This window comes from Mucilaginibacter jinjuensis, assembly GCF_028596025.1.
GTDB lineage: Bacteria > Bacteroidota > Bacteroidia > Sphingobacteriales > Sphingobacteriaceae > Mucilaginibacter > Mucilaginibacter jinjuensis.
The window spans coordinates 102,076-116,789 of sequence record NZ_CP117167.1 but is presented as its reverse complement, the minus strand read 5'-3'; the positions used below and the strand labels follow the sequence as shown (position 1 = coordinate 116,789).

The window sequence follows — 14,714 nt, the reverse complement described above, 5'->3', positions numbered from 1 at the left end:
TTCGGAATACTTTTTGAAATACTAATTGAAACTATAAATATGATACATTTCTCATTTATAACCGCATATATAGGCTTCTCTTCTGCCTGGGTCTTGATGATCGGCGTGGCGTTAGTGAGCTTTATCGTACAATCCCGTTTTAGAAGCAAGTTTCAGAAATATGCCGAGATTCCATTATCATCGGGATTAACCGGAGCAGAAGTAGCACAGAAAATGCTGCGCGATAACGGCATTCTGGATGTACAGGTAATTTCTGTTGAAGGCCAGTTGACCGACCATTACAACCCCGAAAACAAAACGGTAAACCTTAGCCCCGATGTTTATTACAGCCGCAGTGTTGCCGCAGCAGCCGTTGCCGCACACGAATGCGGGCATGCTGTACAACACGCACGTGCTTACAGCTGGTTAAGTTTACGTACGGCAATTGTGCCGGTTATTAGTGTGGCTTCGCGCTTAGTACAGTGGACTTTGATGATCGGTGTTATGCTGATGATTTTTGCCAGTAACCCTTATATCTTAATAATTGGGATAGCTGCACTGGCTTTAGTTACCCTGTTTAGCTTTATTACCCTGCCTGTTGAGTTTGATGCCAGCCAGCGAGCATTAGCCTGGTTAAATAATAATTACAGCGTAATGCAAAGCAGCCAGGAGCACGAGCAGGCTAAAGATGCCTTATGGTGGGCAGCCATGACTTATGTGGTTGCGGCCTTGGGTTCATTAGCAACACTGCTTTATTATATTTCGTTCTTAAACAGACGAAACTAAGAAGAGAAGCAAGAATCGAGAACCAAGAGACAAGACATAAAAAAGGCGTTAATTATTTAACGCCTTTTGTTTTATAGCTTATTTCTGAGCCATGATAAAAAGCTGCAGGCCGAGCATCATTTTGCCGGTATCATAACCCGTTATAATTTTAACGTCGGAAAAACCTGCCGTGCGGAAATCATCCAGCAAATCCCAGCCAAAGTGGTAAAAGCAAAGGATACCTTGCGGAATAACAGGGTCGCCATGATACTCGGGTTCTAACAAATGGGTTATCTCTCCTGCTTTATTTATCGTTGCCCTTACCAACGTTTTATCATAATCAATAACGAAAGGGGTGCTCAAAAGTACATGCCCACCGGGTTTGGTAACGCGGTAAAGCTCGGCAATGGCCTTTTTATATTCTGGAATATGCTCCAGGTCTTCAAATGATAAACTCAGATCAAATGAGTTATCGGGATAAGTAAGCGCTGTTAAATCCTGGTGTAAAGCTGCGCCCGGTTTATAATAACTGGTAGTTAGGTCGAATTCCGTCTCCTTCGCTAAAACTTGGTGAAACAAGGTATCATGCTCGGACAAATATACCTTTTTTGCACCCGAAAAATATTGCTTAATAATTGATAAACAGAAGCGCATCCGCGAGTTTAACCCGCTATCGTCGGTCGATGCTTCTCGCAAACTCATCACATCTTTAAAAGCATTAAGATGATAAGTTACGCCGGCCAATTTCACATATTTAGCATTCAGCGCTAATACCTTACTTTCATAATCATCACGGAATTGAGTGTAGGACTTATATTTTGCAAAATCATTTTTATTATCCAGCTCTGCTATCAATTTATTGTAAGGCGATTCTGAATACAGATGATCAATATTTTTAGCGAACGCTTTTTGTATCGCGGTTAAAGTTTGTCGTGCAGTTTGTTTCAGTTTGGCAATCATGAGTACCGCAAACTACTAATATTTTCAGTTTAATAAATGCAATATTCCCCAATCACCACAAAATGCGTTGAAATATTTCCACAAATTTCTACAAGTTACAACACACAACTATTAGGAATGCCTTTTTACAAGCTTGTTACAGCGGTTTTATAATGGTTTAACACTTTGGTGCTTTATTTGCCTTAAACGAAATCTCTAAACGAGGTATTACGATAGTTAAAAACTTTTATGAAAAAATTATTTACACTTTTAACCTTAGCCTCTGTTGCGGCTTTTACATCATGTAAGAAAGACAACAACAACAATTCGGGCACAGGCCCAACTACAACCATCGGAAATAAAATCGCACCGGATGGTTTCAACTTCGCTACTACTAAAACAGTTAATTTAAATGTTACCCTGCAAGACAATAACGGCGGCCCAATCGCAGGCGTTGTGGTTAGTGTTTATGCTCCGGGTAACACCGATCCTTCAACTTCATTATTTAAAGGCGTTACCGATAAATCTGGTAACTTAACCGGTAAAGTAACTGTTGCTACTTCGCTTGATAAAATAGTTATCGACCCTGCTTACGTAGGTTTAATGCGTTATGCAACTGCTGCTATCAACAACGGTTCAACCACTGTAGTTATCGGCGGTAAAAGCGGTTACAGCGGCGATATTATCCCCGATGCCGTTAACAGCGTAGCTACAGGTACTTCATCAAGCCACACCATGGTTAATGGTACAACTTCGGTAGATGTGGTTTATCCAACAGGATACACTTCTTCTAACGCGTTTACAAGCCCAACTAATTTAGGCCGTCCAGCTTATTTAGAAGCAACCGGTGATGTTATCGATGCTTCATTACTTTCTTATGTAAACGCATCATTGCCAGAAGGTACCCCGGTAACAACCTCACATCCTTCATACCTGGCAACAAATGCTGTTCACGCTATTAACGTAACTGCAAAATCAGACGTTTGGGTTACTTTCGTATCAGAAGGTGCAGGTTACCAAAACACATTGGCTTACTATACCTACAAAACCGGCAACCCGCCAACACAAGTGTTAGGTGGTACCAATGCTAATGGTATTGATAAGGTTACTTATATTTTCCCTAACGCTTCGGGCGCAGGTTCAGGTGGTGGCTTAAAAGCTGGTGATAAAGTTAAATTAGGCACTTTTGATGCAGGTACAACTATCGGCTTTGTATTAATTCAAAATGCATGGACAGGTAGTGGTGTTAATACCAGCAACACTGCTTTCTTTACCCAGGACGAGTTTAACCCAGAGAACACTGCAGCTTTAAGAAAACACACTGTAATGTTATATGATGATGTTCACAAACTTTACTTATTAGGTTTTGAAGATCAAAACAGACAAAATGGTGGTTCTGACAACGACTTTAATGACTTAGTTGTATACGCAACTTCTAACCCAATCACAGCTATCTCTGGTACAGGTGTAGCCCCAATTGATAAAGGCGGCGATAGCGATGGCGACGGTGTTCCGGATGCATTGGATGCTTTCCCTACAGATCCGGCAAGAGCTTATATCAGCTACTACCCATCAGCAAGCACTTATGCCAGCTTAGCTTACGAAGATAATTTCCCAAGCAAAGGCGATTATGACATGAATGACCTGTTGGTTAAATATCGTTATACATTCATCAGCAATGCTTCAAACCAGGTTGTTGAATTAAAAGGCGATTACATGGTTGGTGCAGCAGGTGCTTCATTCCACAATGGTTTCGGTGTACAATTACCGGTTCCGGCTTCGGCAGTGTCTTCGGTAACTGGTCAACAGTTCATCAGCAGCTACATTTCATTAGCATCAAATGGGGTAGAAGCAGGCCAAAGCAAAGCGGTAATTATTCCGTTTGATAACCACGAAGCCCTAGCTAAAAACCCTGACGGTGCGTTCTTCATCAACACTTTAACTGCTAAAGATAAAGTAACCAGCAAAACAGCTACTGTTGATATTAACTTTAACACACCTGTAGCGGCTTCAACTTTAGCAATTGCTAACTTCAATCCATTCTTGATCAGCAACCTGCGCCGCGGTTATGAGATCCACTTACCGGGTTATGCACCAACAGATAAAGCTAACACAGCACTGTTTGGCACAGCCGATGATAACTCATCACCTTCTGCTGGCCGTTACTATGTATCTAAAGAAAACTGGCCTTGGGCTATCAGCTTCACCGGCGACTTTAGCTACCCTGTTGAAACTGTTAACATTACGCAAGCTTACCCACACTTTGCTGATTGGGCAGGTTCTGCAGGTGTTAGTTTCCTTGACTGGTACAGCAACACAGCAAGCGGTTACCGTGTAAGCAGCAACATTTACAGCAAATAATTTTTAACTATCTAATATATCCAGAAAGCCACCAGCCTAAGGGCGCGGTGGCTTTTCTTATTTAAAAGAAACCCTCATTTAGATTTAAATCCTCACCAACATTTTACCTGTGTTCTTGCCTTCAAAAAGGCCAATAAACGCTTGCGGTAAGTTGGTAAATCCGTCTACTATCGTTTCCGAATAAGTTAATTTACCTTCATTTAACCACCTTGTTAACTGAGCAACGGCCTCTGGAAACCTTTCGGCAAAATTGGCAATCAGGAAACCCTGTACGGTAAGAAATTTATAAACCACTATTGGCAGTAAGCTTGGGCTTTTCTGCTGTTCTGTATCATTGTAATTAGAAATAGATCCACAAAGCGGGATGCGGCCATAAGGGTTCATATTAGCAATTACCGCATCAGAAATTTCGCCGCCTATATTGTCAAAATAAATATCAACTCCATTAGGGCAGCTTGCTGCAATTGCCTGTCTTATATCCGGAGTGGTTTTGTAATTAATAGCAGCATCAAATCCAAATTTAGTAGTCAGCAACTCAGCTTTTTCGTCTGTACCCACAATGCCAACCACATAGCATCCCATAATTTTCCCGATTTGACCGGCGATGCTGCCCACCGCGCCAGCCGCACCCGAAATAACAAGTGTTTCACCGCGTTTTGGTTTCCCGATATCTAATAATGCAAAATATGCCGACAAGCCCGTTATTCCTAACACACCCAAATAAGCGCTTAGGGGAGCATCTTTAGCATTTACTTGCTGAACTCCCGTACCGTCATTTACCTGGTATTCTTTCCAGTCAAGATAACCGCTAACAAACTCACCTTTCTTAAATTTTCCATTTTTCGATTCTACAACCTCTGCAATCAGCTTTGATGTTATAGGCTCATTAATTTCGAAACGGGGCTCTTTAGTACCAGACATTTTACCGCGTAAATAGGGGTCGACTGAAATATACACAGCTTTCAAAAGTATTTCTCCGATGCCAACTAACGGCATTGGCTCCTCAACCGTAACAAAATCCGAAATAAGCGGCATTCCTACAGGTCTGTTCTTTAGTTTAATTGTTTTGTTTTTCATAACATTAATACAAATCCATGGATTTATATTCCATGGATTATAAATAAGTAAATTTTTTTTATACCCTCAGTTTATTCAAAAGGTCATTCAACAGTTCAGCTTCTTCGGCGTTAATGCCATAAGCTACTTTATTGAAAAGCTCACGTCCCTTAACAGCCAATTTTTCCCCATCAGCAGTTAGCTTAATAAACACAACCCGTTGGTCTGAATGATCCCGATCTTTTTGAACCAGGCCTTTCTCCATTAATTTATTGATAAGTCTCGATACATTAGGCATCCTGTCAATCAAGCGTTCTTTAATTAAGTTAACGTTTGCTGTTTGGTTGGGCTGGCCTTTTAAAATTGCAAGCACATTGAGCTGTTGTAATGATAACCCGATGGGTTTTAATGTAACAGCAATCTCGCTCAAAAGCCAGTTTGCAGTGAAAATCAGATTCATACCGGCCTTGTGTTGGGGGACTACAAATTGCTCCTGTTTAATCTCATCTTCAATTTTCATAAGGCAAATATACAATCCATGGATGATATTAATTTATTGAAGAAAATTATTACGTTTAATAAACACAGCAAGTATCTATAATACCAATGCACGTCATAGATATTTCCTATAGCCCATCTAAACAATCAATCTGGAAGCCTGCCGATTTAGCCGTATATTTGCCATATAAATAACAGATAAACTATTATGATAACAATTGGTCAACAATTTCCTGCTTTTAATAAAAAAGCCGTAGTTAGTATAGAAAAAGGTAAAGAGTTTGAAGACATCACTTCTGACTTTTTAGTTAACGATGATAACGTTTGGACTGTAATGTTCTGGTGGCCAAAAGATTTCACTTTTGTTTGCCCTACTGAGATTGCCGAATTCAACAAAAACTATGGTGAATTCCGCGACCGTGATACCCGTTTAATCGGTGCTTCTACTGATTCTGAATTTGTTCACGCTGCATGGAGAAAAAACCATGATGATCTGCGCGATCTTAAATTCCCAATGTTAGCTGATACTTCAAAATCATTAGCTGAAGACCTGGGTATTTTAGAACCAACTGAAAAAATTGCTTACCGTGCTACTTTCATTATCGACCCAACTGGCGTTGTACGTTGGGTATGTGTTAACGATTTAAACGTTGGCCGTAACGTTAAAGAAGTTTTACGTGTACTGGACGGTTTACAAACTGACGAACTTTGCCCTTGTAACTGGGAAAAAGGCGAAGAAACTTTAACCGTTTAATTAAACATTTATAATCCCCGTGAGCCATCCTTACGGGGATTGTTATTTTCTGTCTGCAAAAAAACAAACAAAAATGAGCGAAACTACAGATGTAATACAAGAGCTTTTAGAGAGTGTAGCCGTAGATAAAAGCTACCGCACCACAGCACTTGAGTTATTAGAAAAAGGCGAATCGCGCTATGTACGCGATTTAAAGCTAAACTTTACCAGCACACTTACTTCAGAGCATTTAAGTGCTAAGGAGTGCGCGCTATTAGGTCTAAGCACCGCTATTAACAACACCAACAAGCCACTGGCTGATTATTATACCAAATACGCCGAAGAACAAGGCGCTACCGCTGCCGATATTGCTGAGGCTGTTGGTTGTGCATCATTGCTTGCATCAAACAACGTATTCTACCGTTTTAGGCACTTTACCCAAAAAGAAAAGTACACCCAAATCCCTGCACGTATTCGTATGCAGTTGATGATGAAGCCGGTAACAGGTAAAGAATTCTTCGAACTAATGAGCCTTGCTATCTCAGCCATCAACGGTTGCGAGATGTGTGTTAACGCCCACGAGGACTCCCTGATCAAATTAGGCACTACCGAGGAGCGCATTTTCGACGCTGTGCGAATCGCTTCTTTAGTAACCGCAACAGGCAAGGTGGTTTATTAACACTTGTTGATTAATACCATACAAAAAGCCTCTGTATATTCATATAGAGGCTTTTATCTTTTAATTATTTGTTAATAAATTTTTGCTTTTAGCTGAATAAATTCTTTAATTTTATAGAAGATTAAGCAACCTCGTTTCCATTATACTGATAGTCGTGTGTGCTCGGGGGAAAGACTACTTTTTTAATTGTATTTTTTTGGATAAGCCGTTCAGAGGTCAACTGAGCGGCTTTTTCCTTTTGATGTTATCTACAATCAAAAAATCCCGGCTATTTTTATAGCCGGGATCGATATAATTTTATTACTTATTTAAGTAATGCAAAATAAGCAGGTTTATGCTACTTAGTGTGCATCAGCTACCGCTTTCAGCTTCTTAAATGGCTGCAGATAGAGCAGTGGGATTGAGAACAACATCACCAGTCCAGACAACCAGTAAGCATCATCATAAGTAAGCAAAAGTGACTGTCGGGTAACGACACCTTCCATTGCCTGGTATGCCATTCTGGTGGCATCAATCATCGAACTTCCTTTGGCCATAAAGGCGTGCACATAGCCATTGAAACGATCGGTAAAGATCGGGTTGTACTGGTTAATATTTACCAGCAGGTTATTACGGTGCAGACCCTGGCGGGTGTGGATGATGGTAGTTAATACCGCAATACCAAACGAACCGCCCAACTGGCGCATCATGTTATTTAAACCAGAACCCTGGCCAATTTCGGGGCCTTTAAGGTCGGCCATGGCAAGGGTGGTTAGTGGTACGAATAACAGGGCCATACCAACACCACGGATCAACAACGGAACCAGTACATCGCTTTGGCCTGTTGCCAGTGTAGAGTGACTCAGCATATTGGTAAACACAAAGAACAGGAACATACCAATAGTTGCCATAAACTGTGCAGGGATACCCTTGTTAAGCATTTTGCCAATAAATGGCATCATTGCAATGGTACACAAACCGCCGGGGAATAGCAGCTCACCCGTTTGCTGTGCGTTAAAGCCCAGCAGGTTCTGGCAAAATACCGGGAACACAAATACTGAACCGTATAGACCGAAGCCCAATATAAATGAGGTAACCATACCCACAGAGAAACTGCGGTGGCGCATAATGCTAAAGTTTACCACCGGGTGGTCTGTACTTAACTCGCGCCATAAGAATAGCAAGAAGCCTAACACAGCCGCGATAGAAAGTACCAGGATGTAAGTTTTGGCAAACCAATCTTCATCCTCACCTTTTTCTAATATGGTTTGCAAACTACCTACTGTAATAGCCAGCAGGATTATACCCCACCAGTCAACAGGTTTACTTGTATCCTTGGGCGTCTCTCGTATAAAGGTTATGGTACAGAAGGCCGCAAGCGCACCTACGGGTATATTTACGTAGAAGATCCACGGCCATGAGTAATTCTCTACAATCCAGCCACCAATGGTAGGCCCAACTGTAGGCCCTACTACCGCGCCTAAACCAAACAGGGCTGTAGCAGTGCCAATCTCTTCGCGCGGCCAGGTTTCTATCAGGATAGCCTGGGCCGTCGAGATTAAACCACCACCGGCAAATCCTTGTATCACCCTGAAGAGGATCAGCTCGTTCATGGTATGCGCATTACCGCACAGGAACGACACAATGGTAAATACGATAATTGACGCGAGAAAATATTGCTTACGCCCGAAACGGCTTCCCAGCCAGCCCGACATAGGTAATATAATAACGTTGGCTACTGCATAACCGGTAACTACCCAGGCCACATCCGTTAGGGTGGCGCCCAGGTTACCCTGTATGTGGGGCAGCGCTACGTTTACAATCGTGGTATCAATCAGCTCCAACAATGAAGCCGTGATCACAGTGATTGTAATAATCCATTTTTTAAAGCCGGTTTCAGCCATAATTAATTGTTATTTAGTCCTTAGTAATAACAGACACGTTTACACTCATGCCCGGGCGCAGTTTATCTAAAGTAGCTTTATCTGCGTTAATTTTAATTTTAACCGGCACACGTTGCACTACCTTCACAAAGTTACCTGTAGCGTTATCCGGAGGTAATAATGAGAATTTAGCACCTGTAGCAGGTGAGAAATTGTATACAGTACCTTCCAGTTTCATATCTGGGAAAGCATCAACTTCTACATCAACTTTCTGGCCGTTTTTAATCTCGGTCAATTGTGTTTCTTTAAAGTTTGCAGTAATGTAAAGGCTGTTATCGTTTACAATTGAAAACAATGTTTGACCAGCTTGTACTAACTGACCCAATTGGATGCTCTTTTTAGAAGTTACACCAGTAGCAGGGGCAACAACAGTGGTGTATGATAATTGCAATTTCGCAAAATCAACATCAGCTTGTCTTTGGTCAGCACCGGTATTGGTAACTTTCAATTGATCGCGGGTTGTGCCAATTTGTACAACCGCTGCATTGTATTGGTCTTTAGCAGCCTGATAATTTGCTTTAGCAACATCCAGATCAGCTTTAGCCTGGTCGTATTGTTGTTGGGTAACAGAACCGTCTTTTACCAGGTTTGCATAACGTGCATAATCTTTTTGCGCTTTATCTAAGTGAGCTGCATTTGCCGCAACCTGTGCTTTATAGCTTGCAGAGTTTGCAGTGGTCTGGAAAATTTGAGACTGGCCAACACCGATGCTTGCACCGGCACCTTTTTGTGCGGCTAATGCTTGCTCTAGTTTAACCTGGTAATCGCGGGGATCAATTTTAACCAAAACCTGTCCTTTGGTTACGTGTTGGTTATCCTCGAAACCAATAGTATCTACATAACCACCAACACGTGCTACAACAGCGCTGATATCACCATCAATTTGCGCATCATCAGTATCTACGTGTTTGCTGAAATATATATATTCTTTTACGCCGAAAACGATACCAATCAGTAAGACAACACCTAATATGATAGGAACTACCTTATTGGGTTTCTTTTTTCCTGTTTCTTGTACTTCTTGTTCCTGTGCCATTTTATTTCGTGAGTTTATTATTTATTAAGTGTTCCGGTTGATTTAATTAAATTATAGTAAGCAAGGCCTGCTTCGGCTTTAGCCAACTCCAGGTTAATTTCTGCCTGGTATAATAATGATTGTGCATCCACACGGTCTGTTACCGTACCGGTAGAGTTTTGGTATTTAGATTCCTGTAACTTGTTATTCTCAGTTGCCTGATCGATAGAAACTTGTAACAGGTTAATCTTATTCATTGCCGCTACATAGTTCTGGTAGCTTTTATTCACATCGTCTTTCACATTATCAACTTCAATGTTTTTGTTGATAATTACCTGGTCGCGTTGGATGCGTGCTTCAGACTCTTTGTTTTTGTTGGTCCAAAGTGTGCTGAAGTTCCATGATAACGATAAGCCTAAAGTAAGTGGGGTGATATAGTTATCGTGAGTTGGCAGCGGGTTGGCAGCTATATCTAAATAGTATGCTGCTGCAGAGGCCGATAATTTTGGCGACCTGTCAGCCATAATACTTTTAATATTGGTTTCTGCAACTTCTGTACGCAAGCCCAGTTGTTTCAGCTCTTTGCGGTTAGCCATTGCGGTATCTAAATAGTTTTGCAATGGTGCTGCCGCGTTAGTTGGCGTAGGCAGGTGATTGATGTTAATTTTGGTATCCTCTGGCAAGCCTAACAATACGTTAAGGTTGTAATTAACAATTTTACGATTGCTCTCCAGGTCAATGCCGTTTAACTCGATGTTTGAGCGTTGTAACTGGAAACGCAATACATCATTTTTAGTTACCAAACCCTGTTCGAAAAAGCGTTGAGATTGGTGGATCTGCTGATCAACCGATTTTAAGTTCTCTACAACTACACCCTGGCTTTGCAGTATGCGATATAGGTTGTAATACTCGCTGATGATGTCGATAGTGATATCTTCTTTATCCTTATCAATATCAAGTTTCGATATTTTCACTAACAAGTCTGTTGATTGTTGTGCCAAACGCAGTTTACCACCGCCCCAGATCAGCTCATCGGCAGATACAGTACCCAGGTTTGCATTCGCACTTTTAGGTAAAGAGAAACTTTGGTCGCCAAATGCCAGTGTGTTTGCAGGTATTTGTGCGCGGGTGTACATAAAGCTTGCACTTGCAGTTGGCAGGGCTTTATCTTTAGCTTGCTTGTATTGCGAAACCGCCTGGTCTATCTTTGATTGCGATAGCTTCAGCGTTTTGCTGTTGTCGAGGCCTAATTTTATAGCCTCGTCTAAAGTAAGCGTTCTGTCCTGTGCAAAAGCGGCCGTAAATGTGAGCAGGCTAAAACCTGCCAGCACTAAACCGTACCGGCCTAATGCTTTAAATTTAAGGTTGATGATTTTATTTATTTGTGTGATCATGTTCTATAACTAAATATGGTTTTAACAGCGCTATTAAATAATTTTTGAGGCGTGGCTTAAATTTCTCTTCCAGTTCCTTCTCATCTTTCATGTCAAAACCAAACATTTCAGATGATACATAAGGCGTATTCATGATATAGTTTTTAATACCATAAATGGTAGCGCAAATCAATTGGATGTCTGCATCTTTTCTAAAATCGCCGGAATCGATACCGTCCTGAACGATCTTGAAAAATTGGTTTACGTTGTTTAAAAGTATTTTGTTGATCTTATCGCTCAGCTCACCACGCTTACCAACGCTCAATTCCTGGTAAAGCATTTTCTGAAAGCAATTATTGCTGAAAATACGATCAACATAGGTATCGATGTATTTTTCAATTTTGCCCCAGGGAGTTGTGCTTTCATCATTGTTAATATCAGCCAACAAACTTCTAAAAGTGGCTATGCGGTGTTCGAAGATGGCTAAGAATAAACCTTCTTTCGAACCGAAATAGTAATTAAGCATGGCCATGTTTACACCGGCTTCGCCAGATATCATACGTGTCGAAGCTCCGTCGTACCCTACTTCAGAAAATACCCTTTCGGCTACTTCTAAAATATGGTCTTTCTTATCTATCTTGTCCTTGTCCATTTTTTTAATCCGGCACAAAATTAATCAAACGATTGATTAGTTGTTGGTGGATTTGTCTGTTTGATGTAAACTATTGCTTATCAACCCTATATTTTTAATCGGTTGATTAACTTTAATTTATACTATCAACAATAGATTTTGTTTTTACTTTGCACAAACAAATTTTTGCGCGCTTATTTTTTTACAAATTATAATGAAACGTTTCATTTACCTGTTTACCTTCATATTAAGTTTCCAACAAGTTTTCGCTCAAACTGCGCCACCAGCAAGCGTGGCAAATATTGAGCAGGACCTTAAAAAGCTCAACGTTTTGGGCAGCGTACTATATGTTGCCGCCCACCCCGATGATGAGAATACCCGCCTGTTAGCATACCTGGCACAAGAACGCCATTACCGTACCGGTTACCTATCGCTTACACGCGGCGATGGGGGACAAAACCTCATCGGTACCGAACAGGCCGAACTGTTAGGGGCCATACGCACCCAGGAGTTACTGGCTGCCCGCCGGATGGATGGCGCCGAACAATTTTTTAGTCGCGCCAATGATTTCGGTTTCTCTAAAGGACCGGATGAAACCCTGAAGATCTGGGACCGCGAAAAAGTATTGAGCGACGTAGTTTGGGTGATCCGTAATTTTCGCCCCGATGTAATGATCTGTCGTTTTCCTACAACGGGAGAAGGCGGACACGGCCACCATACCTCATCGGCTATTTTGGCGCAGGAAGCATTCACTGCAGCTGCCGATCCAAGCCGTTTCCCTGAACAATTAAAATACGTTAAACCATGGCAGGTAAAACGCCTGTTGTGGAATACCTTCAACTTCGGTTCGGTAAATACCACCAGCGACAATCAGCTTAAGATTGATGTTGGTGGATACAACAGTTACTTAGGTAAAAGTTACGGCGAAATTGCTGCCGAAAGCCGTTCGAACCATAAAACACAAGGCTTTGGTTCGGCACGCCAGCGCGGCCAGGCTTTCGATTATTTTAAAACTATTTTGGGCGATGCACCGCAGAATGACATTATGGATGGCGTAAACACTTCGTGGAAACGTGTAAACGGCGGTAATGAAATTGAAGCGAACCTGTCTATCATTAATAAAGTTTTCGATCCGGCTAATCCGCAATTGTCAGTTCCTGCATTGGTAAGGTTACTTGGTATGGTAGAAAAAGTGCCGGATGTTTACTGGCGAAACCAGAAAGCAGCGCAACTAAAAAACCTGATTGCCGAGTGTGCCGGTTTATGGTTCGAGAGCTATTGCACCGCACCAATGTATGCTAAAGGCGATAACGTTGATGTAAGCACCCAGATGATCGTTCGTTCTGATGCGCAGGTTACACTTACATCTGTTAGCTATAAAACCGATGCAGATAAACCGGATGGCCACGAGAACCTGGCAGCTAATATCCTGAAAACAGTTAACTCAACCTTTAAAGCTACCGAACTTACCCAGCCTTACTGGTTAAAATATCCGCACGGCGTGGCCATGTACAGCACAGGTTACCTGGATTCGATAGGGGATGTAGCCCAAAAAACATTGCCGCAAAATATACCGCCCGCCATGCACGTAGTATTTACCATTGCGGGTAAACCAATCAGTTATGACGTACCTGTACAATATAAATATGTTGACCCTGCACGCGGCGAAATTTATCAGCCATTAATCATCGCCCCTGCGTTAACAGCCAACATTGTTAATAAAGATTATATCTACAACAGCCAGCAGTCGCAAACCATACAGGTTAAATTAAAGGCATTCACCAAAGCAAGCGGCAATATCAGCCTGAAGCCAATTGCAGGGTGGAAGATCAGTCCGGCAAGCATCGCTTACACCGACAAAAATAAAGGTGATGAGTGGACTGTAAACTTTACCGTTAGCCCGGCAGATGCCAACCCGCATGTTAATGTTATTGAAGCTGTGGCCGAAGCTAATGGCGAAAAAAGCTCACTGGGTTTTCAGCAGATCCGTTACGAGCATATCCCGACCATTACTTTATTCCCTCCTGCACAAGCCAAGCTGGTTAACATCGACCTGAAAACGGCCGGTAAAAAGATTGGCTACATTGCAGGAGCAGGTGATTTAGTGCCTGAGGCTTTACAGCAGGTTGGTTATGAGGTACACGAGTTAACAGAAAATGAGGTACTGAATGATGACCTGTCTAAATACGATGCTATTATAACCGGCGTTCGCGCTTATAATGTAAGCCAACGTTTAGTATTTGAGCAACCAAAGCTGATGGACTATGTTAAAAACGGCGGCAACCTGGTGGTACAGTACAATAATAATGTGGGCGTATTGGTACATCCCGGCCCGTATCCATTTACGGTAGTGAATCAGCGCGTTACCAATGAGGATGCCGTTGTTACGTTTACAGAGCCAGCAAGCCCGTTATTAAACTACCCGAATAAGATCACCAAGAAAGATTTTGACGGCTGGATCCAGGAGCGGGGCTTATACTTTGTGAGTAACATTGATGCTACTTATCACACCCCGCTATTAATGAACGACCCTAATGAAGCACCCAACAAAGGTTCATTAATTACGGCAGATTATGGCAAAGGAAGGTTTGTTTATACCTCGCTAGCCTTTTTCCGCGAGTTGCCTGCCGGCGTGCCGGGAGCATACCGTTTGTTTGTAAACCTGTTAAGCAACCCTAAAAAGTAAAAAACAGCATCATTTTATATCACAAACGTATTGCTACAGAAAATTTTATGCATTACTTTTGCCCACACTACTTTTAA

12 protein-coding genes are annotated in these 14,714 nt (G+C 41.8%); 5 read left to right on the top strand and 7 right to left on the bottom strand.

Annotated features, from left to right (window positions below; genetic code table 11):
• The first annotated feature begins 39 nt into the window (after positions 1–39).
• Entirely contained in the window at positions 40–765 is a 726-nt protein-coding gene (locus tag PQO05_RS00540) for a zinc metallopeptidase (protein ID WP_273630679.1), read from the top strand.
• 78 nt (positions 766–843) lie between these two features.
• Here PQO05_RS00540 and PQO05_RS00535 read toward each other — a convergent pair whose 3' ends face one another.
• Entirely contained in the window at positions 844–1,704 is an 861-nt protein-coding gene (locus tag PQO05_RS00535) for a class I SAM-dependent methyltransferase (RefSeq protein WP_273630678.1), read from the bottom strand.
• Positions 1,705–1,932: 228 nt separating this feature from the next.
• Between PQO05_RS00535 and PQO05_RS00530 the strand changes: the two genes are divergently transcribed.
• Positions 1,933–4,044: an LruC domain-containing protein gene (locus tag PQO05_RS00530; protein ID WP_273630677.1), complete on the top strand. Its 2,112-nt coding sequence runs from the start codon at positions 1,933–1,935 to the stop codon at positions 4,042–4,044.
• A gap of 84 nt (positions 4,045–4,128) precedes the next feature.
• Here the strand turns inward: PQO05_RS00530 and PQO05_RS00525 are convergent, their stop codons facing one another.
• Both PQO05_RS00525 and PQO05_RS00520 read right to left on the bottom strand, forming a co-directional pair.
• The gene (locus PQO05_RS00525; protein ID WP_273630675.1) at positions 4,129–5,121 is read right to left on the bottom strand and encodes an NADP-dependent oxidoreductase; all 993 of its coding nucleotides are present in this window, start codon (positions 5,119–5,121) and stop codon (positions 4,129–4,131) included.
• 58 nt (positions 5,122–5,179) lie between these two features.
• On the bottom strand, positions 5,180–5,620 hold the full coding sequence (locus PQO05_RS00520; RefSeq protein ID WP_273630674.1) for a MarR family winged helix-turn-helix transcriptional regulator: 441 nt from the start codon (positions 5,618–5,620) through the stop codon (positions 5,180–5,182).
• Positions 5,621–5,806: 186 nt separating this feature from the next.
• On the opposite strand from PQO05_RS00520, the gene PQO05_RS00515 reads away from it, so the two are divergent.
• Complete coding sequence (locus tag PQO05_RS00515) at positions 5,807–6,352, top strand: peroxiredoxin (protein WP_273630673.1); 546 nt, start codon at positions 5,807–5,809, stop codon at positions 6,350–6,352.
• A gap of 73 nt (positions 6,353–6,425) precedes the next feature.
• Positions 6,426–7,010, top strand: a complete 585-nt coding sequence (locus tag PQO05_RS00510; protein WP_273630672.1) for a carboxymuconolactone decarboxylase family protein — start codon at positions 6,426–6,428, stop codon at positions 7,008–7,010.
• Between the two features lie 341 nt (positions 7,011–7,351).
• Here the strand turns inward: PQO05_RS00510 and PQO05_RS00505 are convergent, their stop codons facing one another.
• Genes PQO05_RS00505 through PQO05_RS00490 form a run of 4 tightly spaced genes read right to left on the bottom strand, consistent with a single transcriptional unit; the run spans position 7,352 to position 11,972 of the window.
• Positions 7,352–8,893 (bottom strand): DHA2 family efflux MFS transporter permease subunit, encoded by a 1,542-nt coding sequence (locus tag PQO05_RS00505; RefSeq protein WP_273630671.1) that lies wholly within the window; start codon positions 8,891–8,893, stop codon positions 7,352–7,354.
• Between the two features lie 13 nt (positions 8,894–8,906).
• On the bottom strand, positions 8,907–9,968 hold the full coding sequence (locus PQO05_RS00500) for an HlyD family secretion protein (protein ID WP_273630670.1): 1,062 nt from the start codon (positions 9,966–9,968) through the stop codon (positions 8,907–8,909).
• A 17-nt stretch (positions 9,969–9,985) separates the two neighbouring features.
• Complete coding sequence (locus PQO05_RS00495) at positions 9,986–11,341, bottom strand: TolC family protein (protein ID WP_273630669.1); 1,356 nt, start codon at positions 11,339–11,341, stop codon at positions 9,986–9,988.
• Positions 11,322–11,972: a TetR/AcrR family transcriptional regulator gene (locus PQO05_RS00490; protein WP_273630668.1), complete on the bottom strand. Its 651-nt coding sequence runs from the start codon at positions 11,970–11,972 to the stop codon at positions 11,322–11,324. Before PQO05_RS00490 ends, PQO05_RS00495 begins: the two co-directional genes overlap by 20 nt.
• 193 nt (positions 11,973–12,165) lie before the next feature.
• On the opposite strand from PQO05_RS00490, the gene PQO05_RS00485 reads away from it, so the two are divergent.
• On the top strand, positions 12,166–14,637 hold the full coding sequence (locus PQO05_RS00485; protein ID WP_273630667.1) for a PIG-L family deacetylase: 2,472 nt from the start codon (positions 12,166–12,168) through the stop codon (positions 14,635–14,637).
• Positions 14,638–14,714 lie beyond the last annotated feature (77 nt).

Coding starts and splice junctions, on each gene's coding strand:
- PQO05_RS00520 (WP_273630674.1), bottom strand. CDS start 5,620: ATGAAAATTGAAGATGAGATTAAACAGGAGCAATTTGTAGTCCCCCAA.
- PQO05_RS00490 (WP_273630668.1), bottom strand. CDS start 11,972: ATGGACAAGGACAAGATAGATAAGAAAGACCATATTTTAGAAGTAGCC.
- PQO05_RS00485 (WP_273630667.1), top strand. CDS start 12,166: ATGAAACGTTTCATTTACCTGTTTACCTTCATATTAAGTTTCCAACAA.
- PQO05_RS00530 (WP_273630677.1), top strand. CDS start 1,933: ATGAAAAAATTATTTACACTTTTAACCTTAGCCTCTGTTGCGGCTTTT.
- PQO05_RS00525 (WP_273630675.1), bottom strand. CDS start 5,121: ATGAAAAACAAAACAATTAAACTAAAGAACAGACCTGTAGGAATGCCG.
- PQO05_RS00535 (WP_273630678.1), bottom strand. CDS start 1,704: ATGATTGCCAAACTGAAACAAACTGCACGACAAACTTTAACCGCGATA.
- PQO05_RS00540 (WP_273630679.1), top strand. CDS start 40: ATGATACATTTCTCATTTATAACCGCATATATAGGCTTCTCTTCTGCC.
- PQO05_RS00500 (WP_273630670.1), bottom strand. CDS start 9,968: ATGGCACAGGAACAAGAAGTACAAGAAACAGGAAAAAAGAAACCCAAT.
- PQO05_RS00505 (WP_273630671.1), bottom strand. CDS start 8,893: ATGGCTGAAACCGGCTTTAAAAAATGGATTATTACAATCACTGTGATC.
- PQO05_RS00515 (WP_273630673.1), top strand. CDS start 5,807: ATGATAACAATTGGTCAACAATTTCCTGCTTTTAATAAAAAAGCCGTA.
- PQO05_RS00495 (WP_273630669.1), bottom strand. CDS start 11,341: ATGATCACACAAATAAATAAAATCATCAACCTTAAATTTAAAGCATTA.
- PQO05_RS00510 (WP_273630672.1), top strand. CDS start 6,426: ATGAGCGAAACTACAGATGTAATACAAGAGCTTTTAGAGAGTGTAGCC.